The sequence below is a fragment of the Streptomyces tibetensis genome (assembly GCF_007655005.1).
Taxonomy (GTDB): domain Bacteria; phylum Actinomycetota; class Actinomycetes; order Streptomycetales; family Streptomycetaceae; genus Streptomyces; species Streptomyces tibetensis.
The window spans coordinates 108,473-127,265 of record NZ_SZVW01000006.1 but is presented as its reverse complement, the minus strand read 5'-3'; the positions used below and the strand labels follow the sequence as shown (position 1 = coordinate 127,265).

Genomic DNA, 18,793 nt, shown 5'->3' with positions numbered 1-18,793 from the left:
GGGGGGCCGAGCCATTGCCGCCTCGGCCCCTTTCCCCCCATCCGCCCGTCGGTCCACACGACCCCTTTTGGGAGCGCTTCCATGCCTGACTCCGAGAACCCGGCCACCCCGGTGACCTTCCCGCCCGCCTTCCTGTGGGGCGCGGCGACGTCCGCGTACCAGATCGAGGGTGCGGTGCGGGAGGACGGCCGGACGCCGTCGATCTGGGACACCTTCAGCCACACGCCGGGCAAGACCGCCGGCGGCGACCACGGTGACATCGCTGTCGACCACTACCACCGCTACCGCGACGACGTGGCGCTGATGGCGGAGCTGGGCCTGGGCGCCTACCGCTTCTCCATGTCGTGGTCGCGGGTGCAGCCGACCGGCCGGGGCCCTGCCGTGCAGAAGGGTCTGGACTTCTACCGGCGGCTGGTGGACGAGCTGCTGGCCAAGAACATCAAGCCGGCCATCACGCTCTACCACTGGGATCTGCCGCAGGAACTGGAGGACGCGGGCGGCTGGCCGGAGCGCGACACGGCGTACCGGTTCGCGGAGTACGCGCAGATCGCCGGCGAGGCACTGGGCGACCGGGTGGAGCAGTGGATCACGATCAACGAGCCGTGGTGCAGCGCGTTCCTGGGCTACGCCTCCGGGGTGCACGCCCCGGGCCGTACGGACCCGGCGGCCTCGCTGCGTGCCGCGCACCATCTGAATCTGGCGCACGGACTGGGCGCGTCCGCGCTGCGCTCGGTGATGCCGGCTCGCAACACGGTCGCGGTGAGTCTCAACTCCTCGGTGGTCAGGCCGCTTTCGCAGGACCCGGCGGATCTGGACGCGGTCCGCAGGATCGACGACCTGGCCAACGGCGTGTTCCACGGACCGATGCTGCACGGCGCCTACCCGGAGTCGCTGTACGTGGCGACGGCGGGCCTGACGGACTGGGACCACGTCCTGGACGGCGACCTGGAGCTGATCAACCAGCCGCTGGACGCGCTGGGCCTCAACTACTACACGCCCGCGCTGGTCTCGGCGGCGGACGTGTCGGCGAAGGCCCCCCGTGCCGACGGTCACGGGGCGAGCGACCACTCGCCGTGGCCGGCCGCGGACGACGTCGCCTTCCACCAGACGCCGGGCGACCGCACGGAGATGGGCTGGACGATCGATCCGACCGGCCTGCACGAGCTGATCATGCGCTACACCCGGGAGGCGCCGGGCCTGCCGCTGTACATCACGGAGAACGGCGCGGCCTACGACGACAAGATCGACTCGGACGGCCGGGTGCACGACCCGGAGCGGGTCGCCTACCTGCACGGCCATCTCTCGGCGGTCCGCCGCGCGATCGCCGACGGCGCGGACGTCCGGGGCTACTACCTGTGGTCCCTGATGGACAACTTCGAGTGGGCGTACGGCTACGGCAAGCGCTTCGGCGCGGTGTACGTGGACTACGCGACGCTGGAACGCACGCCGAAGACGAGCGCCCGGTGGTACGGGCGGGCGGCACGGACGGGAACGCTGCCGGAGGTCGAGGCGGTCTGACCGACGGGGGGCGGGGCGCGGCACGATGAGGGGAGTGCCGCGCCCCGGCCGTGCCTCAGCGGTGGATGCTGAAGCGGTGGCGTACGGGCGTTCCCTTTGCGAGGGGCGTCAGCCCTTGTTGGCGCCCAGGGTCAGGCCGCTGACGAACTGGCGCTGGAGCGCGAAGTACACGATCAGGGTCGGGATCGCGGTGAGCAGGGCGCCCGCGGCGACCAGGTTGGGGTCGGTGAAGTACTGGCCGGAGAGGTTGTTCAGCGCCGAGGTGATCGGCATGTTCTCGCCGGTGGAGATCAGGACGATGGCCCAGAAGAAGTCGTTGTAGATCCAGATGGAGAGCAGGGTGGCGAGGGCGGCCATCGCGGGCTTGCACAGCGGCAGCACGATCTGCCAGTACAGCCGCCAGACGGAGGCGCCGTCGACCAGGGCGGCCTCGGTGAGCTCGTGCGGAAGCGAGCGCATGTAGTTGCTCAGCACGAACGCGCAGAAGCCGGACTGGAACGCCACGTGGATCAGTACCAGGCCGAGCGCGGAGTCGTACAGCTTGCCGCTCATGGTGATGCCGGGCAGGTCGATCAGCAGGTACAGCCGGTACAGCGGCGTGATGATGACCTGCTGGGGCAGCAGGTTGCCGGCGGTGAACACCAGCAGCAGGAACAGGTTGACCCGGAAGTCGAAGCGGCTGACGTAGAAGGCGACCATCGACGACAGCAGCAGCGTCAGCAGCACGGCCGGGACCGCGATCAGCAGCGTGTTGCCGAAGTAGTGCAGCATGTCCGACTGCTGGAAGGCGTTGGTGAAGTTGTCGAGGGTGAGCTTGTCGGGCCAGGAGACATAGCCCTTGGTGCTGGTCTCCGCGTACGGCCGCATCGCCGCGAGCAGGGCCCACAGCAGGGGCGCGAGCCAGGCCAGCGCCGTGACGACGAGGAAGGTGTGCAGCAGGATCCGGGCGGGGCGGATCGGGGTGCGCTGCTTGACCGGTGCGCTCAGGGTGCTCATGCGCGCCGCTCCTTCCGGAAGGTCGCGATCAGGTAGGGGATGATCACCGCGAGCGAGATCACCAGCAGGACGACGGCGATCGCGGAGCCGTATCCGATGCGGCTGGACTCTCCGATGATGTTGTTGGTCACCAGGATCGACAGCAGCTCGGTGCCCTGGGCGCCCTTGTTGAAGACGAAGACCAGGTCGAAGGCGCGCAGCGCCTCGATGATCGTGACGACCAGGACGACGGTGTTGGTCGGGCGCAGGGTCGGGAAGATGACGTTCTTGAACGTCTGCCACTCACTGGCGCCGTCCAGGGCGGAGGCCTCCCGCAGGGCCGGGTCGACGCTCTTCAGGCCGGCCAGGTAGAGGATCATCATGTAGCCGGCGTGCCGCCAGGACGCGGCGACGAGGATCGCCCAGAGGTTGAGGTCCGGGTCGCCGATCCAGTCGATGTAGTGGCCTGGCTTGTTGGCGCCGATGATGCTGTTGATCAGGCCCGTGTCCGGGTTGTAGATCAGCTGCCAGACGAAGCCGATGACGGCCAGCGACATCACGACCGGCAGGAAGAACGCGGTCTGGTAGACGCGGCTGAAGCGGATCTTCTTGTCCAGCTGCACGGCGAGGAACAGGCCGAAGGGCGTGGGCAGCAGGATGAGCACCACGAACCAGATGATGTTGTGCTCGACGGCCGGCCAGAACTGCGGGTTGCTGGTGAACAGCTCCTTGAAGTTCTGCAGGCCGACCCACTTGATGGAGCCGAAGCCGATGCCGTCCCAGGTGGTGAAGGCCAGCGCGATCGAGGCGAGGGCCGTCAGCCACACCAGGGCGACGTGCAGGACCGTGGGCACACCGGCCATCAGGCCGAGCGTGAGGCGGTCGCGGCGGGTGAGCAGACGCCGGTGTCCGTGGGGCGTCTTGGCGGGCGGGGACGTGGGGGCGGGCCCCGGAGCCGGCGGGGCGGCCGGCTCCGGAGCCTTCGCGGGGGTGGCAGTCATGTCTTGATCCGAGTCGTCGAGTCTCCGTTCGATCAGGAGGAGGCGAAGATCGTCTTCTTCTGGCGTTCGATCGACGAGAGGATGCTGTCGACGTTCTTGGGGTTGCGGATGAAGTTCTGCAGCGCCGGCTGCATCACCGTGGACGTGAAGTCCGGGCGGGAGTCGCGGTCCATGAACTGGGTGAGGCTCTTCGCGCCGGAGATCATCTCGAAGCTCTTCTTCTGCAGCGCGGTGTAGGAGGAGGTGTCGGCCTTGGTGGAGGCGGCCACCACGCTGGAGTCGGCCTTGAGGTAGATCTGCTCGGCCTCGGGCGTGCCCAGGTACTCCAGGAGCTTGGCGGCCCCGTCGCGGTTCTTCGGGGCCTTGGAGAGCATGAAGCCGTCGGTGGGCGCCTCGACGGTGTCCTGCCCGAACTGCGGGTCGATCTCCGGGAAGGCGAAGAAGTCCAGGTCGTCGAGGTCGGCCTTGTTGGTGAACTGCTGGCCCACGAAGGTGCCCAGCAGGTACATGCCGGCCTTCTTGGCCACCAGCGTCTGCGCCGCGTCCTGCCAGGTGCGGCCGACCGCGCCCTCCTGGTGGTAGGGCAGGAGCTCCGTCCAGTGGTCGAAGACCTTACGCACCTTGGGGTCGGTCCAGGAGGCCTTGCCGGCCATCAGCTCGACGTGGAAGTCGTAGCCGTTGGTGCGGAAGTTGATCTGGTCGAAGGTGCCCATCGCGGGCCAGGCGTCCTTGTCGCCGAAGGCGATCGGGACCAGCCCGTCCTTCTTCATCCGCTTGCACAGGGCGACGAAGTCGTCCCAGGTGGTGGGCACCTTGTAGCCGTGCTGCGCGAACACGCTCTTGCGGTAGAAGACCGCCCAGGGGTACGTGTACAGCGGCACGAAGTAGTACTTGCCGTCATCGCCCTTGCTGAGCTTCTGCATCGCCGCGGGGAAGTTGCCGCCGATCTTCTGCCACACGTCGTCGATCGGGGACGCGAGCTTCTTCGACGCGAAGAACTGCATGCGGTAGCCGGCGAACCAGGTGAACACGTCGTCGGGCGTGCCCTGCAGGTAGGAGTTGATCTGCTCCTGGAACGTGTTGTGGTCCTTGGTGTTCACGTCGACCTTGATGCCGGACTTCTTGGTGAAGGCGGCGTAGATCTCGGCGAACGCCTTCTTCGGCACGGCGTCGGACGAGTTGGAGCCGAGACTGACCGTCTTCGGGTCGGCGGCCGAGCCGCTGCCGCCGCAGGCGCTCAGCAGGGGTATCCCGGCGCCGAGCAGGGCCGCGCCGCCCATTCCGCGCAGCAGGGTGCGGCGGCTGGGAGCGGAGAGGGAGAGACCGGAGGGAGAGAGGTCGTGCATGAACTGCTCCTGAAGGCAGGGTTCGGCCATGAGGGTGTGGCGTGAAATCCAGTCGCAATCGACCAGAAACCAACTTGACCGAACACGGTGGCGCAATGACAGCCGTATGTCCGGTATCTCGTCAAGAGCCGTTGCCTCCATTTGTCGAAACGTGACCGTCCCGTGAAGACGCGGTGCCGGGAGTGCTCAGCGGGACCGGGAGCGGTTGTACACGGCAGCGAACCTGCCGGGGCGGCGCCGCCGCATCTGCCGGTGCCCGCCGCCGGCCGGGGCGCGGCCGGCCGGCTGGATCCAGATCCGCACCTCGGCCCCGCCGAGCACCGAGGAGCCGATCCGTACGTCCCCGCCGGTGGACTCCGCGAGCCGGCGCACGATGTCCAGGCCGAGCCCCGTCGAGCCGTCGCTCCCCGAGCCACGGCCCCGCGCCATCGCCGTCTCGGGGTCGGGTATGCCCGGGCCCGCGTCGGAGACGAGGACGATCACCGCGTCCTCGCCGTTGTGCACGTCGACCGCGAAGGCGGTGCCCTCCGCGGTGTGCCGGAAGACGTTCCCGAGCAGCGCGTCGAGCGCGGCGGCCAGGTCGGCGCGGGCCACGGGTATGCGCACCGGCCGGTCGGCCCCGGCCACCCGCCACTTACGGCCCTCGTCCTCCGCGAGCGCCGACCAGAACGCCATCCGCTCCCGGACCACCTCGGCGGCGTCGCATCCCGCGCCCGGACCGGCCGCGACCGTCTGCGGCTTGGCCTCCCGGGCCGTCCGGATGATGGTGTCGACCTCGCGCTCCAGCTGCTCGACCGCGGTCCGGGTCTGGTCGGCGGCCGGTCCCTCGCCGAGCGAGGCGGTGTTGAGCCGCAGCACGGTCAGGGGCGTGCGCAGCCGGTGGGACAGGTCGGCCGCCAGCTCCCGCTCGTTCGCCAGGAGCTGGACGACCTGGTCGGCCATCGAGTTGAACGCGACCGCCGCGAGCCGCAGCTCGCTCGGGCCCTCCTCGGGCACGCGGGCGCCGAGCCGGCCTTCTCCCAGGTCGTGCGCCCCCTCGACCAGGCGCTGCGCGGGCCGGACCATGCGCACGCCCAGCCGGTCGGCGACCGCGACCGAGCCGAGGATCAGCGCCACCCCGACCGCGGCGAGCACGGCCCAGGCCGTGCCCACGCCGTTGGTGACGTCGGACTCCGGCACGTACACCTCGACGACCGCGATCTTGCCGGTGCTGAGCGCGACGGGCTGGAGCAGCGTCGAGCCGCCGGGGACGCCGGTGGTGGAGGCTCGGCCCAGCTCGCGCACGGCCGCGATGTCCTCGTCGGCGGCGCGTCGCCGCCCCAGTTCGAGGGCCGCCTTGCCGTCGCCCGCCGGGAGGTGCACGGCCATCCCGGCGTCGGAACCGGCGGCGGCGACGACCCGTTCGAGCTGGTCACGGTCGGTGGTGATGGACAGGGCCGGGGCGACGGCGGCGGCCTCCCGCTCGGCGTTGGAGAACGCGCGGTCGCGGGCCATCTCGCGGATGACGAGTCCGAGCGGCACCGCGAAGGCGACCACGACCATGGTCGTCACGGCCAGCGACACCTTGACCAGGGCCCACCTCATCGCGGCGCCCCGGGTGGTTCGAGCTTCACTCCGACGCCCCGAAGGGTGTGCAGATAGCGCGGGTTGGCCGCCGTCTCGCCCAACTTCCTGCGCAGCCAGGACAGGTGGACGTCGATGGTCTGGTCGTCGCCGTAGGACTGCTGCCACACCTCGGCGAGCAGTTCCCTGCGGGGGACGACGACGCCGGGCCGGCGGGCCAGGAAGGCGAGCAGGTCGAACTCGCGGCGGGTGAGGTCGAGTCGCGCACCGTCCAGCTCGGCCTGGCGGCGCAGCGGGTCGACGGTCAGGCCGCCGACCCGGATCGCGGGGGACGGCTCCCCTTCCGCGGCGCCGGAGCGGGCACGGCGCAGCACGGCCGCCATGCGGGCCGAGAGGTGCTCGACCGAGAAGGGCTTGGTCAGGTAGTCGTCCGCCCCGGCGTTGAGCAGCCGGACGATCTCCGTCTCGTCGTCCCGGGCGGTGGCGACGATCACCGGTACGTCCGTGATCCCGCGCAGCATCTTCAGGGCCTCGGAACCGTCGAGGTCGGGCAGTCCGAGGTCCAGGATCACCACGTCGAAGCGGACGTGGGCGACCTCGCGCAGCGCCTCCAGTGCCGTCCCGACACTGCGCACGGTGTGCGAGGCGTCGGTCAGGTGCCGGATCAGCGCCGAGCGTACGAACTGGTCGTCCTCGACCACGAGCACACTTGCCATGCGCCGCACCGTACGCCATCTCGAACAGCCGGGTGCGGGGCTGTGGACAACTCCCCGGCTGGGGACAACGGGCCTCCGCAGGGCGCCGTTTGCGGGCCACACGTGGGGCGCGTGAGGCAGTATGGCCCGCGATGCGCAGAGGACTCGTACACGTGCTGGCCTGGCTGCTCGCCACGGGCGCGGCGGTCACGCTGTCGTGGTGGGGTGTCCACACGGTGATGGCGGGCACGGCCTACGACCCGCCGCGCGCCCTGCCCATCAAGGCCGCCGACGCGTCGTCCACGCGGGAGCCGAAGGCGTCGGCCACGCCGCCGGAGCGGACGCCCGCACCCGAGCGACGGCGGTCGAGCACGCCTCCCGCGGCCGCCGGCCCGAGCCCCTCCCCCACGCCGTCGGCCGGCACCGCCGCCCCCGCCGCCGCCTCCGGCCGGGTCAGGAGCTACGACACCGACGGCGGCCGGGCGGTCTTCGACCTCGGGAGGACGTCCGCCTCGCTGGTCTCGGCGACGCCCGGGGCGGGCTGGTCGATGCAGGTGTGGAAGACGGAGTCGTGGATCCGCGTGGAGTTCTCCTCGGGCGCGGACCGGGTGTCGGTGTTCTGCACCTGGCACGACGGGCCGCCGCGGGTGGAGATCGGGACCTACTGAGTCGGTACCCGATGACCGTCGCAGCCGGTCATCGGGTCTGCCGCGCGCCGAAGCCGGTCATCCGAACACCGACGGGGGCGGCGCCGGTGACGCCACCGCCGCGAGGTCCGTGACGGGCGCGGCCCCACCGGTGAAGTCGGTGAGGGTCCTGCCGTGTTCGACCCGGGCGGGCTGCGGGTCGGAGGCGGCGAGGCGGGTCAGCTCGGCGACGGGCAGCGGGTGGTCGGAGGCGACCAGGACGGCGTTGCCGAAGCGCTTGCCGCGCAGCACCGCCGGTTCCGCGACCAGCGCGAGCTGCTCGAAGCGGGCGGCGGCGGTGGCGATCTGGCCGCGCAGGTGGGCGAGCGGCGGTCCGTCGGCGAGGTTGGCGGCGTAGACACCGCCGGGCCTGAGCGCCCTGCGCACGTCGTCGAGGAACTCGGTCGAGGTCAGGTGGGCCGGTGTCCGGGCCCCGCTGAACACGTCGGTGATGACGAGGTCGGCCCAGCCGTCCGGCACCTTGGCGAGGCCCGCGCGGGCGTCGGCGGAGCGCACCCGTATGCGCGCGTTCGGGTCCAAGGGCAGCTCGCGGCGGACCAGTTGGACGAGGGGGCCGTCGCGTTCGACGACCTGCTGGGTGGAACGTGGCCGGGTGGCGGCGACGTAGCGGGCGAGGGTGAGGGCGCCGCCGCCGAGGTGCACGGCGTGCAGGGGCCGTCCGGGCGGGGCGACCAGGTCGATCACATGGCCGAGGCGGCGCTGGTACTCGAAGGACAGGTACGCCGGGTCGTCCAGGTCGACGTGCGACTGCGGGGCCCCGTCGATCACCAGCGTCCACGCCCGGGCCCGCTCGCGGTCCGGGATGAGCTCGGCGAGCCCGCCGTCGACGCTCTCGACGACGGCCTCCGCACCGGCCTGCCTGCGCCGGCCGCCCTTGGACTTTCCCATGGGGTCATTATCGGGGTGAGCTGTAGGGGGGCGTACGGTCCGGCGGGGCTGCTGAGCGGGGGTACGATCCACCGCCCGGGGCCGAAGGGGCCTCAACGGCAGCCGTCCGCCGCCCGGGACCGAGGTGCCTCAACGGCAGCCGTCCGCCGCCCGGGACCGAGGTGCCTCAACGGCAGCTGTCCGCCGCCCTGATCATCCGGGCGGCCTCCCCCAGGGCTTCGCGCAGCACCGCGGGGTCGGTCGCGAGGTCCGCCTCGCCGGGCGGCAGCAGCCAGTCCGAGCCCTCGACGGGAGACTCGGGCGCCAGGGCCGGTCCGCGTCCGCCGGTCCTGGTGCAGGTGCTCCCCGGCACGTCCCACGCGGCGGCCGTCCCCGGCGGCACGAGGAAGCCCAGGGTGTCACCGCCGTCGTCGTGCAGGACGGGGCCCACCGCGTCCGCCGGTCCCCGGCGCAGGATGTCGACCGCCTCCAGCCCCTGCCGGGCCGGCACCGTCACCACATCGCAGCCGGCCGCCGGTGTACCCGGCGGCGTACGAGGATCGCTGATCCGGCTGGTCTCCATCCGGCCTCCACCACGAAAACCCCTGCTTGGACGAGCGGTCGGGAGTCGGGGGCCTCCCGGTCCGCGAGGTTCAACGCGGCGGGGCGTCAACGGCTACGGCGGAAGTCAGCCGCAAAGGATGGCACTTCATGGCAGATCACGGATGAGATATCCGGTTTGTAGCTAAACCCAGCGTGGCGACTCCATCACAGCAGGTACGTTCTTGCTCGCCGGACACGGGGCAGACCGTGCGGACAACTCACCACAAGTCGCCCCGCATCCGGCATGGTTCGACGGTTCGCACGGGAGGACCCGGCCATGGCGTCGTCAACGGTGACCTCATCTCAACCCAACCGGCCGCCACGGCCGAATCTCGCCTTCCGGCGGCTGCGCGGACAGCGCTCGCCGGCCGAGTTCGCCGCGGCGATCCGCCGGGCCGGGCTCGAGATCGGCGAGCAGGTCAGCTGTGACGCGCGGTACATCGGCCGGGTCGAGGCGGGCGAGATCCGCTGCCCCAACTACGCGTACGAACGGGTGTTCCTGCACATGTTCCCAGGCCGCACACTCACCGACCTCGGGTTCGCGCCCCGCTCGTCGGTACGCGGACGCCGGGCGCGCGACACCGAGGACGCGCCTCTGCCGCACACCACGAACCGGGCGAACGCCACGAGTGAGACCAGCAGGGCGTGCGAACCGTATGCAACGCGGAACCCGTACGACCCGTACCACCCGCACGACACCTACGAGGAGAGCGACGTGCTACGTCGCGCGTTCATGACCGGCGGAGGCGCCACGGTGGCCGCCGCCTCACTGGGGCCTGTCGGCCTCGCCCGCGAGGCCGCGGCGGCACAGCGCCCGGTGCACCGCCCAGCGCCCCGCCCCGTGCACCGCGCCGGGGCGAGCGAGGCGGGTGCCCTGGAAGAAGCCGTCCGCCGGATCCGGCTGCTCGACGACCGGCACGGGGCCGACGGCCTCTACCGTCGCGCCGCCGCCCCGCTGCGTGCCGCCTACGCCCTCCTGGACGCCGGCGCGACCCGGCAGACCACGGCGGACCGGCTGTACTCGGGCGCCGGTGAACTGGCCATCTCCGTGGGCTGGCTGGCCCACGACTCGGGGCGCTTCGACGACGCCCGCTCGCACTACGCGGAGGCCCTGGCGACCGCCCGGATGACCGGGGATCCCGGACTGGAGGCGCACGCCTTCTGCAATACGGCGTTCCTCGCACGCGACGCCGGCCGGCCGCGCGAGGCGGTCCGGGCGGCCCAGGCCGCGCAGCGCGTCGCCCGGCCCGTGGGCTCGGCCCGGTTGATGTCGCTGCTCGCGCTGCGCGAGGCGGGTGGCTGGGCCGGACTCGCCGACCGCGTCGGCTGCGAGCAGGCACTGGCCAGGGCGCAGGCCTTCTTCGAACGGGGCCCCTCGGACGCCGACCCGGAGTGGATGAGCTTCTACGGGGAGGCCGAACTGGAGGGCCTGGAGGCGCAGTGCTGGTCCACGCTGGGCGACTGGCCCCGGGCGGCCCGGCACGCGCGCCGGGCGGCCGAGCTGCAGGATCCCCACTTCACCCGGAACATCGCCCTGTACACGGCGGAGCTTGCCGACGACCTCGCGCGCGGCGGCCGGCCGGACGAGGCTGCGGTGGCGGGGATGCGGGTGCTGGATCTGCTGGAGGAGGTCCAGTCGTCCCGCGTCCAGACCATGCTGGCGGCGACGGCCCGGGTACTTCGGCCGCATCGTCGCGCCACCGGGGTGACGGCGTTCCTGGAGAGGCACGCCTCGGCGCCGCGCATGGCATGAGGGTCGGCCGCGCATGGCATGAGAACCGGCCGCGCATGGCCGGGGAGCCGACCGCGCGGGCCTGGGGGCCAGTCGCGCGTGACCTGGGGACCCGTCGCGCGTGACCTGGGGACCAGCCGCGCGTGACCTGGAAGCCGGCCGCGCATGGCATGAGAGCCGACGGCCGCGCGCAGGGCGTGAGAGCTACGCGAGGTGTCCCACGTCGTTCCAGCTCTCGATCGCCGGTTCCCCGTAGGCCCAGCCCAGCACCGACAGCGACGTCGGGTTCAGCCGTATCCGGGCCGCGAAGTCGATCGGGAGACCGAGCCATCGCGCCCCGATGGAGCGCAGGATGTGCCCGTGGGCGAAGACCAGGACGTCGCGGTCCTCGGAGCGGGCCCAGGAGACCACCTCGTCGGCCCGGGCCGTGACCTCGGTCAGCGACTCCCCGCCCGGCACACCGTCGCGCCAGATCAGCCATCCGGGCCGGACGGCCTGGATGTCCGCGGGGGTCATGCCCTCGTAGGCTCCGTAGTCCCACTCCAGCAACGCGTCCCAGGTGCGCGCGCGGTCGCCGAAACCGGCCAGTTCGCAGGTCTCACGCGCGCGTGCCAGCGGGCTGGTGCGCACCTCGACGCCGGCCAGGCCCTCGAACGGCGCCCGGTGCAGGCGCTCGCCGAGCAGCTTGGCGCCGCGCCGGCCCTCCTCCAGAAGCGGCACGTCCGTCCTGCCCGTGTGCTTGCCGGACAGGGACCACTCGGTCTGTCCGTGGCGGGCCAACAGGATGCGCGCGGCCATGGGGCACCTTTCCGGGAGAACAACGCAAGGGGAACTCCACCATCATCGCGCACGTCCGCCGGGGGCAACCCGGGGGGCGATCTCTGCGTCTTCGAAGGCCGGAGGCGCACCCCGGGGCGTGCGCCCACGCCGTACAGTGGCACGGCCGAACGGGTTACGCGTGATGACGAAGGGGGAGGACGATCGGATGCCGCACACCGAGACACCGGGCACCGAGGCGGCCCCCGCGCCCAGGCTGCGCTGGTGGACCGAGCTGCCGCTGATCCTTCTGGTGTACGCGTGCTACTCGGCCGGCCGGCTCCTCGCCCGCGGCGACGTCTCCGGCGCCGTCGACAACGGTCTGACGATCCTGCGCTTCGAGAAGGCGCTGTACCTCAACTTCGAGCACCCGCTGAACCGTCTCTTCACGCGCGAGGCCTGGATAGGGGTACCCGCCGACTTCTGGTACGCGTCGCTGCACTACCTGGTCACACCGGCCGTCCTGGTGTGGCTCTTCCGCTCCCGGGCCGTGCGCTATCGCGCCGCACGCACCTGGCTGATGACGTCCACCCTCATCGGTCTGATCGGCTTCACGCTGCTGCCGACCTGCCCGCCCCGGCTCCTCGACGCCGGCCACGGCTTCGTCGACACGATGGCCCAGTACAGCTCGTACGGCTGGTGGGGAGGCGCGGCGAGCGCACCGCGCGGCATGGGGAACATGACCAACCAGTACGCGGCGATGCCGAGTCTGCACGTGGGCTGGGCCCTGTGGTGCGGAGTGATGCTGTGGCGCTACGGCGGCACGCGCGCGACGAAGGCGGCCGCTGTCGCCTACCCCCTGATCACGACGATCGTGGTCATGGGCACCGCCAACCACTACTTCCTCGACGCGGTCGCGGGCGCGGCCGTCATGGGCGCCGGGCTGCTGCTGGCACCGCTGGTGATGCGCACCGCGGACCGAGTCAAGGCGCGGTTCACGCGGCCGCTGGCACCGGTCGCGACGACCTCTCCGACCCGCTCCCCCGCCGCTTCTCCCACCGGGTCCCCAGCCGCCTCTCCCGCCGCGTCTCCCATCGGCTCCCCAGCCGCCTCTCCCGCCGCAGGTTCCTCGATTGTCAGTGGCGGATGCCAGACTTCCGCGGGTGAGCGAATTCCACGGCAGCGCGAGTCGCGGCTCGGAGCGGGAGCCGAGCCGGGTGCCTCCCCCAAGGACGCGGGGGACGGCGCTCCGGCACCGGCTCGCTGAGCTGCGCGGCCCCGACGTACCCGCGAAGGCACTGGACGCGCGCGCTCTGGCGGCGCTGGCCGCCAACCCCGGTTGTGCGCGGCGCGCGATCCTCGACGGCGCCGGGGTGAACAAGGCGGCGCTGGCGAGTGCGCTGGGCTCGCCGTCGGCCTTCGGGCAGTCGCAGTTCGCGCTCACCAGAGGCAACGCCTTCGAGGCGAAGGTCAAGGCCGACGGCGGCGCGGAGCTGCTGCGACTGGTGCACGAGAAGCTCGACCGGTCCGCCGAGCCGCCCGTCGAGGCGCGCGTGCCCGACCTGACGGCGACCGGTCCCCGGGGGCGTACGGCCCGTACGGAGCTGGAGCTGCGGGAGGCCACCGCGCACCCCGGCGCCTGGACGCTGCTCGACCATCCGATGCTCGCGCTGGACGTGGCGGGCTCCCCGGCGTTCCTGGAGCCGGACGCGGTGGTGGTGCACCCGGACGGCAGCTGGACGGTCGTGGAGATCAAGTCCTTCCCGCTGCTGGACGGTTCGGCGGACCCGGCGAAGGTCGGTGCGGCGGCCCGCCAGGCGGCGGTGTACGTGCTGGCACTGGAGGAGCTCGCCGCGCGGCTCGGCGCGGAGCCGGAGGGAGGTACCGCGCGGCTCGGCGCGGAGCCGGAAGGAGACGCCGCACCGCTCGGCGCGGAGCCGGAAGGAGGCACCGCGCGGCTCGGCGCGGAGCCGGAAGGAGGCGCCGCGCGGCTCGGCGTGGAGCCGGAAGGAGGCGCCGCGCGGCTCGGCGCGGAGCCGGAGGGAGGTACCGCACCGCTCGGCGAGGAGGGGGACGCCCGAGCCGATGGGACGGGCGTGCCCGTGCCGCGGGTGCGGCACCGGGTCCTGCTGGTCTGTCCCCGGGACTTCTCCAATCTGCCGGCCGCGTCCGCCGTCGACATCCGCAAGCAGCGGGCGGTGACGGCCCGCCAGCTGGCCCGGCTGACCCGCATCGAGGACGTCGCCGACGCGCTGCCCGAAGGCACCTGCTTCTCGCCCGAGCTGCCCGCCGAGGCGCTGGCGGCGGCCGTGGAGTCGGTCCCGGCGACCTACGCGCCCGAGTGTCTGTCCGCGTGCGAGCTGGCCTTCCACTGCCGGACCCGCTCCCGCCAGGAGGGCGCGGTGACCTCGCTCGGGCGGCCGGTACGGGCGGAGCTGGGCGGCCTCACCACCGTCGAGGACGTCCTCGCGGCCGCGCGCGGCGAGGCGGGCGATCCCGACGACCCGGCCGTGGCGGCCCTGCGGCGCGCGGCCGCCCTGCGTGCCGAGGCCCTGGAGGCGGCGTGTCGCTGATCTCCACCCTGGCCCGGCTCGAAGCCGTCAGCACGGGCCGTGCCCAGCCGGCCGCCACCGTCCGGCACCGGCATCTCGGCGACCGCCCGCTGGTGTTCGTGCCGCTGACCACAGCCGGTGAGGCCGGTGCCCCGCTCGGCGCGCTGGTCGGCACCGACCGGGACGCTCCGCGTCTGCTGGCCGTCCCACAGCCCCGCGACCGCGACCTGAGGTTCGCGTTCCTGGCCGAACTGGCCGACGTCGTGCTGCCGTACGTCGACTCCTACGCCGACGCCGTGGAGGCCGCCGAGCGCACCGAGACCGACCCGGAGACCGGCAAGCGCGTCAAGGTCGAGGTCGATCTGTGCGCGGACGCGCCCCAGCTGATCGTGCCGAGCCGGGCGGGCATCGACCTGGTGCGGCTGCTCGGGCGCTCGATGCGGTTCCGGCGGACCGCGGAGCAGGACCCGGAGGCTCCCTATCCGGCGCCGCCGCGGGTGCCGCTGCTCGGGCGGTGGCTGACGCACTTCGGGGAGCGGGCCCGGGTGCCCGGCTCCTCTCTGCTGCTGGCGATGACCGACGTCCTGGGCCGGCACTGGGTGACCGGGCAGTCCACCCTGGAGGACCAGCATCTGGGGGCGCTGCTCGCCTGGATCGACCCGCCGCAGGGCGTCACCGGTGCCGAGGCCGCGCTGCGCGCCGAGCTGGAGCGGGACGCGCAGGGGCAGCTGACCTGCCCGCCGGCCGGTCCGGCCACGGACCCGGCGTTCGACAACAAGCTGCTCGCCCCGGCCATCGAGCGCTACGACCGGGCCCGTACCGCCCTCTCCGCCGCCGAGGACGGACTGGAGGCCGACGACCGGCTGGGTGCGCTGAGCGCCGCCGAGCGGGAGATCCGCGACCTGGTGCTCAGCCGCACCCGGCCCACCTGGGACGCGGTCTGGCGGGGCCTCGACCTGCTGCGGGAGCTGCCCGAAGGGGCGCGGGTCGAGGAGCGGTGGACCCGCGACCGCTGGTCGTTCACCGGCCACCGCGACCGCGTCCTGGCCGGTGAGCCCCCGCAGCCGCGCCGCGACGACGCGGTCACCGCGGCCAACAAGCTCGCCACCCGCGAGCGCGAACAGGCTCGCCTTGAGGCGCAGGAGGCCCTCGACGACCCGCTGGTGATGGCGGGCCGGCGGCTGTCCGGGGAGGCGTTCGCAGGTGAGGTCACCGACGTCGTGATGGCGTACAGCGAGGGCAAGCGGCCGAGCCCCCGCCCCCTGGTCACGGTGCGCACGGACGACCGGCCCTACCTCGGCGAGCGCACGAAGGTGTACCGGTCGCTGGGCGGGAAGCCGCAGTCGGCCGAGTTCGTCGCGGACGAGGAGGACGGCGCGCTCGTCGTCCTGCGGATCCTCGACAAGATGGGCCGCGGCAAGGAGCCCGAACCGGGATCGGTGCCGGAGAAGGGCGACCGGATCTGCTTCACGCTCTTCGAGCACGAGCAGCGGGGCGGTGCGAAGCTGCCCGACCCGGAGGAGACGCCGTGGACGCACGGCGGGCCGCCCGGCGAGGCGGCCCTGGAAGCGGCCGACCCGGTGACCGAGGAGGATGTGCTGTGACCACGGTGTTCGACCCCTCGGCCGCCGCGGCCCGGGCCACCGACGCGATCCTGCACGACACGCTGCACGGCACCGCGCGCGGTGTCGTCGTGGACTCCCCGCCGGGCGCGGGCAAGTCCACGCTGGTGGTCCGCGCGGCCCTGGAACTGGCCGAGGCCGGTCACCCGCTGATGGTGGTCGCGCAGACCAACGCCCAGGTCGACGACCTCGTCCTGCGGCTCGCCGAGAAGAACCCCGACCTGCCGGTGGGCCGGCTGCACAGCAGCGACTCGGACCCGTACGACAAGGCGCTCGACGATCTGCCGAGCGTGCGCACATCGGCCAAGGCGGGTGACCTGGCCGGGCAGGCCGTGGTGCTCTCGACGGCGGCGAAGTGGGCGCACGTCAAGGTGGACGAGCCGTGGCGGCACGCGATCGTCGACGAGGCGTACCAGATGCGCTCGGACGCGCTGCTCGCCGTGGCCGGGCTGTTCGAGCGGGCGCTGTTCGTGGGTGACCCGGGGCAGCTGGACCCGTTCGCGATCGTGGGCAGCGAGCAGTGGGCGGGCTTGGCGTACGACCCGTCGGCCTCGGCGGTGACGACCCTGCTCGCGCACAACCCGGACCTGCCCCAGCACCGGCTGCCGGTGTCCTGGCGGCTCCCGGCCTCCGCGGCGCCCCTGGTCTCGGACGCGTTCTACCCGTACACGCCGTTCCGCAGCGGCACCGGCCCCGGCGACCGGACCCTGGCCTTCGGTGTGCCGTCGGACGGCTCGGGTCCCGACCGGGTGATCGACGAGGCGGCCGAGTCGGGCTGGGGCCTGCTGGAGCTGCCCGCCCGGCACACGCCGCGCACGGACCCGGAGGCGGTCCGGGCGGTGGCCACGGTCGTACGGCGCCTGCTGGACCGGGCGGGCGCTGCGACCTCGGAGCGCTCCGCGGCCTCCTCCCCCCTCACCGCGGACCGGATCGCCGTCGGCACGGCCCACCGGGACCAGGCGGCCGCGATCCGCTCGGCCCTGGCCGACCAGGGCGTCCCCGATGTGGTCGTGGACACGGCGAACCGGCTGCAGGGCCGCGAGTACGACGTGACGGTGGTCCTCCACCCCCTCTCCGGCCGCCCCGACGCGACCGCCTTCCACCTGGAGACGGGCCGCCTCTGCGTCCTGGCCTCCCGCCACCGCCACGCCTGCATCGTGGTCTGCCGGGCGGGCGTGACCGACCTCCTGGACGACTATCCGTCGACGGAGCCGGTCCAGCTGGGGACGGTGGTGAAGTTCCCGGACGGGTGGGAGGCGAACCACGCGGTGCTGGCGCACCTGGCGGAACACCGAGTCGTGTGGCAACCGTGATCTGACCGGAAAACGGCGCGCCTCCCAAGCCCTGGCGAACACCGGGTGGCGTGGCAGCCGTACCCACTACCGCGATGCCCACTTGCGCGCCCGCGAGACAATGGACGGTGGCCCACTCCACCGAGAGGGTCAGCGCGACGTACGAGGAGGAGAAGACATGGCGGAGCCCACGCCGCGTCGGAACGAACCGCGGCTACGCCCCGCGCCCCTGCTCTTCGAGCCCGCGGAGGCGGCCTCCGACCCTGAGCACTTCTTCGACCTCGAGTCGATCGACGACCCCCGGGCCCTGCTGTCCCGGGCGACGGAGCTGACGCTGGCGTTCCGGGCCGCGGCGGACCGGGCGGTGGAGTTCCAGGCGATGGCGGCGGCGCAGCTGGCCGATCCGCGCAGGTTCGACCGGCTGACGACGGCCGACATCGCCGAGCGGGCCGAGTGGACCGAGGACTACGCCAAGAAGATGGTCGAGTTCGGGCGGGATCTGATGCGGGGCGGCGTCGAGGGCCGAGGGCCCGGCGGCACCGTCTGACACGGCTCCGCAGCCGTCTTCCTGATCACCTGGCATATGCCAGGCGGGCAAGATACTCCCTCCCACCCCCTCCTGTCCCGATTTCCCACAACCCTGGGGAGCCGCACGCTCACGCCGGGTAGACCTGGGCACCATGAGCAGCGCATGGAACGCCTCCGATGTCACCCCCGACGGGGCCGCCTGGCTCGCCTCGGCAGGAACGTATCCGCGAAGCACGCTCGCCCTCTGGGAGGAGCGGCCGCACGCGCCGGTCGTGCTGCCCTGCGGCTCGGTCTTCGACGTGGTCAGCGCGCCGGCGATGTTCGGCCGGCGCATGCTCGACCGACTGTGGGACGACGGCCCGGGCTCGGGGCCGGTCGCGGAGTTCCGTGGGCGGATGCTGCTGTTCGCCGCCCCGGGCACGGCGCACCGGCTCCCCGTGCTGCTGGAGTGGGAGGAGTGGGGCACCCGCGACCGGGGCCGGGACGCCCCGGAGGCCCGCCGCACGAACGCCGTACCGCCACTGCTGTGCCACGGCACCGGCGACGCGGTGACCGTCCCGGCCCCGTCGGAGCGCACAGCCGACCCGGCGCCGTCGGAGCGCACCATCCCCACCGACGCGGCCCGCTCGGAGCGCACCACCCCCACCGACCCGGCCCGCTCGGAGCGCACCACCCCCGCCGACCCTGCCCCCTCGGAGGGCCCCGCTCGCACCGGTCCGGCACCCACCGGAACCACCGCCCCCGCCCGCTCCGCTTCCCGCTGGCTCGTCGCCCCCGACACCCGTCAGCCCTGGCTCCCCGGCCCCGAGGTACTGCTCTGGGCGGCCGTCCGGGCGGCCCGCTCAGCAGTGCGGATTTCGATTTTTCCTCCCGCCGACCAGGATGCTAAGGTCTACGACGTCAGCAGGCGCCGCTAGCTCAGTTGGTTAGAGCAGCTGACTCTTAATCAGCGGGTCCGGGGTTCGAGTCCCTGGCGGCGCACAGACAGTGAAAGGCCCCTCGTGAGAACGAGGGGCCTTCTCCATGCCCCGAAAGC

General features: G+C 72.7%; 17 protein-coding genes and 1 tRNA gene. 10 read left to right on the top strand and 8 right to left on the bottom strand.

The window, feature by feature from the left end:
- Positions 1-81 precede the first annotated feature (81 nt).
- Positions 82-1,518, top strand: coding sequence for a GH1 family beta-glucosidase (locus FDO69_RS12085; protein WP_104779779.1), 1,437 nt, complete (start codon positions 82-84; stop codon positions 1,516-1,518).
- A gap of 108 nt (positions 1,519-1,626) precedes the next feature.
- Here the strand turns inward: FDO69_RS12085 and FDO69_RS12080 are convergent, their stop codons facing one another.
- The 5 genes from FDO69_RS12080 to FDO69_RS12060 all read right to left on the bottom strand — a co-directional run bounded on the left by FDO69_RS12080 (position 1,627) and on the right by FDO69_RS12060 (position 7,119).
- On the bottom strand, positions 1,627-2,514 hold the full coding sequence (locus tag FDO69_RS12080) for a carbohydrate ABC transporter permease (protein ID WP_104779778.1): 888 nt from the start codon (positions 2,512-2,514) through the stop codon (positions 1,627-1,629).
- On the bottom strand, positions 2,511-3,494 hold the full coding sequence (locus FDO69_RS12075; protein WP_104779777.1) for a carbohydrate ABC transporter permease: 984 nt from the start codon (positions 3,492-3,494) through the stop codon (positions 2,511-2,513). The genes FDO69_RS12080 and FDO69_RS12075 overlap by 4 nt, the downstream gene beginning before the upstream one ends.
- A 32-nt stretch (positions 3,495-3,526) precedes the next feature.
- Positions 3,527-4,840, bottom strand: a complete 1,314-nt coding sequence (locus FDO69_RS12070) for an ABC transporter substrate-binding protein (RefSeq protein ID WP_104780012.1) — start codon at positions 4,838-4,840, stop codon at positions 3,527-3,529.
- Positions 4,841-5,026: 186 nt separating this feature from the next.
- On the bottom strand, positions 5,027-6,424 hold the full coding sequence (locus FDO69_RS12065) for a sensor histidine kinase (RefSeq protein ID WP_104779776.1): 1,398 nt from the start codon (positions 6,422-6,424) through the stop codon (positions 5,027-5,029).
- The gene (locus tag FDO69_RS12060; RefSeq protein WP_104779775.1) at positions 6,421-7,119 is read right to left on the bottom strand and encodes a response regulator transcription factor; all 699 of its coding nucleotides are present in this window, start codon (positions 7,117-7,119) and stop codon (positions 6,421-6,423) included. Before FDO69_RS12060 ends, FDO69_RS12065 begins: the two co-directional genes overlap by 4 nt.
- A 131-nt stretch (positions 7,120-7,250) precedes the next feature.
- On the opposite strand from FDO69_RS12060, the gene FDO69_RS41595 reads away from it, so the two are divergent.
- Positions 7,251-7,766, top strand: a complete 516-nt coding sequence (locus tag FDO69_RS41595; protein ID WP_104779774.1) for a hypothetical protein — start codon at positions 7,251-7,253, stop codon at positions 7,764-7,766.
- A gap of 57 nt (positions 7,767-7,823) precedes the next feature.
- On the opposite strand, the gene FDO69_RS12050 is transcribed toward FDO69_RS41595, so the two are convergent.
- Both FDO69_RS12050 and FDO69_RS12045 read right to left on the bottom strand, forming a co-directional pair.
- The gene (locus FDO69_RS12050; protein WP_104779773.1) at positions 7,824-8,693 is read right to left on the bottom strand and encodes a spermidine synthase; all 870 of its coding nucleotides are present in this window, start codon (positions 8,691-8,693) and stop codon (positions 7,824-7,826) included.
- 166 nt (positions 8,694-8,859) lie between these two features.
- Positions 8,860-9,255 carry a hypothetical protein gene (locus tag FDO69_RS12045; RefSeq protein WP_104779772.1) on the bottom strand — a complete coding sequence of 132 codons (396 nt, stop codon included), beginning with the start codon at positions 9,253-9,255 and terminating at the stop codon, positions 8,860-8,862.
- A 297-nt stretch (positions 9,256-9,552) separates the two neighbouring features.
- Between FDO69_RS12045 and FDO69_RS12040 the strand changes: the two genes are divergently transcribed.
- The gene (locus tag FDO69_RS12040) at positions 9,553-11,028 is read left to right on the top strand and encodes an NsdA family TPR-like regulatory protein (RefSeq protein WP_104779771.1); all 1,476 of its coding nucleotides are present in this window, start codon (positions 9,553-9,555) and stop codon (positions 11,026-11,028) included.
- A gap of 183 nt (positions 11,029-11,211) precedes the next feature.
- On the opposite strand, the gene FDO69_RS12035 is transcribed toward FDO69_RS12040, so the two are convergent.
- Positions 11,212-11,805 (bottom strand): histidine phosphatase family protein, encoded by a 594-nt coding sequence (locus FDO69_RS12035; protein ID WP_104779770.1) that lies wholly within the window; start codon positions 11,803-11,805, stop codon positions 11,212-11,214.
- 187 nt (positions 11,806-11,992) lie between these two features.
- Here FDO69_RS12035 and FDO69_RS12030 point away from each other — a divergent pair, with 187 nt between their 5' ends.
- From FDO69_RS12030 to FDO69_RS12000, 7 genes are all read left to right on the top strand, one after another.
- Positions 11,993-13,030, top strand: coding sequence for a phosphatase PAP2 family protein (locus FDO69_RS12030; protein ID WP_104779769.1), 1,038 nt, complete (start codon positions 11,993-11,995; stop codon positions 13,028-13,030).
- Complete coding sequence (locus FDO69_RS12025; protein ID WP_104779768.1) at positions 12,981-14,336, top strand: hypothetical protein; 1,356 nt, start codon at positions 12,981-12,983, stop codon at positions 14,334-14,336. Before FDO69_RS12030 ends, FDO69_RS12025 begins: the two co-directional genes overlap by 50 nt.
- Complete coding sequence (locus FDO69_RS12020; RefSeq protein WP_104779767.1) at positions 14,327-15,919, top strand: hypothetical protein; 1,593 nt, start codon at positions 14,327-14,329, stop codon at positions 15,917-15,919. Before FDO69_RS12025 ends, FDO69_RS12020 begins: the two co-directional genes overlap by 10 nt.
- Positions 15,916-17,250 carry an AAA domain-containing protein gene (locus FDO69_RS12015; protein ID WP_104779766.1) on the top strand — a complete coding sequence of 445 codons (1,335 nt, stop codon included), beginning with the start codon at positions 15,916-15,918 and terminating at the stop codon, positions 17,248-17,250. Before FDO69_RS12020 ends, FDO69_RS12015 begins: the two co-directional genes overlap by 4 nt.
- A gap of 157 nt (positions 17,251-17,407) precedes the next feature.
- Positions 17,408-17,776, top strand: a complete 369-nt coding sequence (locus FDO69_RS12010) for a hypothetical protein (RefSeq protein ID WP_104779765.1) — start codon at positions 17,408-17,410, stop codon at positions 17,774-17,776.
- Between the two features lie 133 nt (positions 17,777-17,909).
- The gene (locus FDO69_RS12005) at positions 17,910-18,674 is read left to right on the top strand and encodes a bifunctional DNA primase/polymerase (protein WP_104779764.1); all 765 of its coding nucleotides are present in this window, start codon (positions 17,910-17,912) and stop codon (positions 18,672-18,674) included.
- A tRNA-Lys gene (locus FDO69_RS12000) sits at positions 18,665-18,738 on the top strand. Before FDO69_RS12005 ends, FDO69_RS12000 begins: the two co-directional genes overlap by 10 nt.
- The last annotated feature ends 55 nt before the right edge of the window (positions 18,739-18,793 follow it).

Coding starts and splice junctions, on each gene's coding strand:
- FDO69_RS12085 (WP_104779779.1), top strand. CDS start 82: ATGCCTGACTCCGAGAACCCGGCCACCCCGGTGACCTTCCCGCCCGCC.
- FDO69_RS12080 (WP_104779778.1), bottom strand. CDS start 2,514: ATGAGCACCCTGAGCGCACCGGTCAAGCAGCGCACCCCGATCCGCCCC.
- FDO69_RS12075 (WP_104779777.1), bottom strand. CDS start 3,494: ATGACTGCCACCCCCGCGAAGGCTCCGGAGCCGGCCGCCCCGCCGGCT.
- FDO69_RS12070 (WP_104780012.1), bottom strand. CDS start 4,840: ATGCACGACCTCTCTCCCTCCGGTCTCTCCCTCTCCGCTCCCAGCCGC.
- FDO69_RS12065 (WP_104779776.1), bottom strand. CDS start 6,424: ATGAGGTGGGCCCTGGTCAAGGTGTCGCTGGCCGTGACGACCATGGTC.
- FDO69_RS12060 (WP_104779775.1), bottom strand. CDS start 7,119: ATGGCAAGTGTGCTCGTGGTCGAGGACGACCAGTTCGTACGCTCGGCG.
- FDO69_RS41595 (WP_104779774.1), top strand. CDS start 7,251: ATGCGCAGAGGACTCGTACACGTGCTGGCCTGGCTGCTCGCCACGGGC.
- FDO69_RS12050 (WP_104779773.1), bottom strand. CDS start 8,693: ATGGGAAAGTCCAAGGGCGGCCGGCGCAGGCAGGCCGGTGCGGAGGCC.
- FDO69_RS12045 (WP_104779772.1), bottom strand. CDS start 9,255: ATGGAGACCAGCCGGATCAGCGATCCTCGTACGCCGCCGGGTACACCG.
- FDO69_RS12040 (WP_104779771.1), top strand. CDS start 9,553: ATGGCGTCGTCAACGGTGACCTCATCTCAACCCAACCGGCCGCCACGG.
- FDO69_RS12035 (WP_104779770.1), bottom strand. CDS start 11,805: ATGGCCGCGCGCATCCTGTTGGCCCGCCACGGACAGACCGAGTGGTCC.
- FDO69_RS12030 (WP_104779769.1), top strand. CDS start 11,993: ATGCCGCACACCGAGACACCGGGCACCGAGGCGGCCCCCGCGCCCAGG.
- FDO69_RS12010 (WP_104779765.1), top strand. CDS start 17,408: ATGGCGGAGCCCACGCCGCGTCGGAACGAACCGCGGCTACGCCCCGCG.
- FDO69_RS12005 (WP_104779764.1), top strand. CDS start 17,910: ATGAGCAGCGCATGGAACGCCTCCGATGTCACCCCCGACGGGGCCGCC.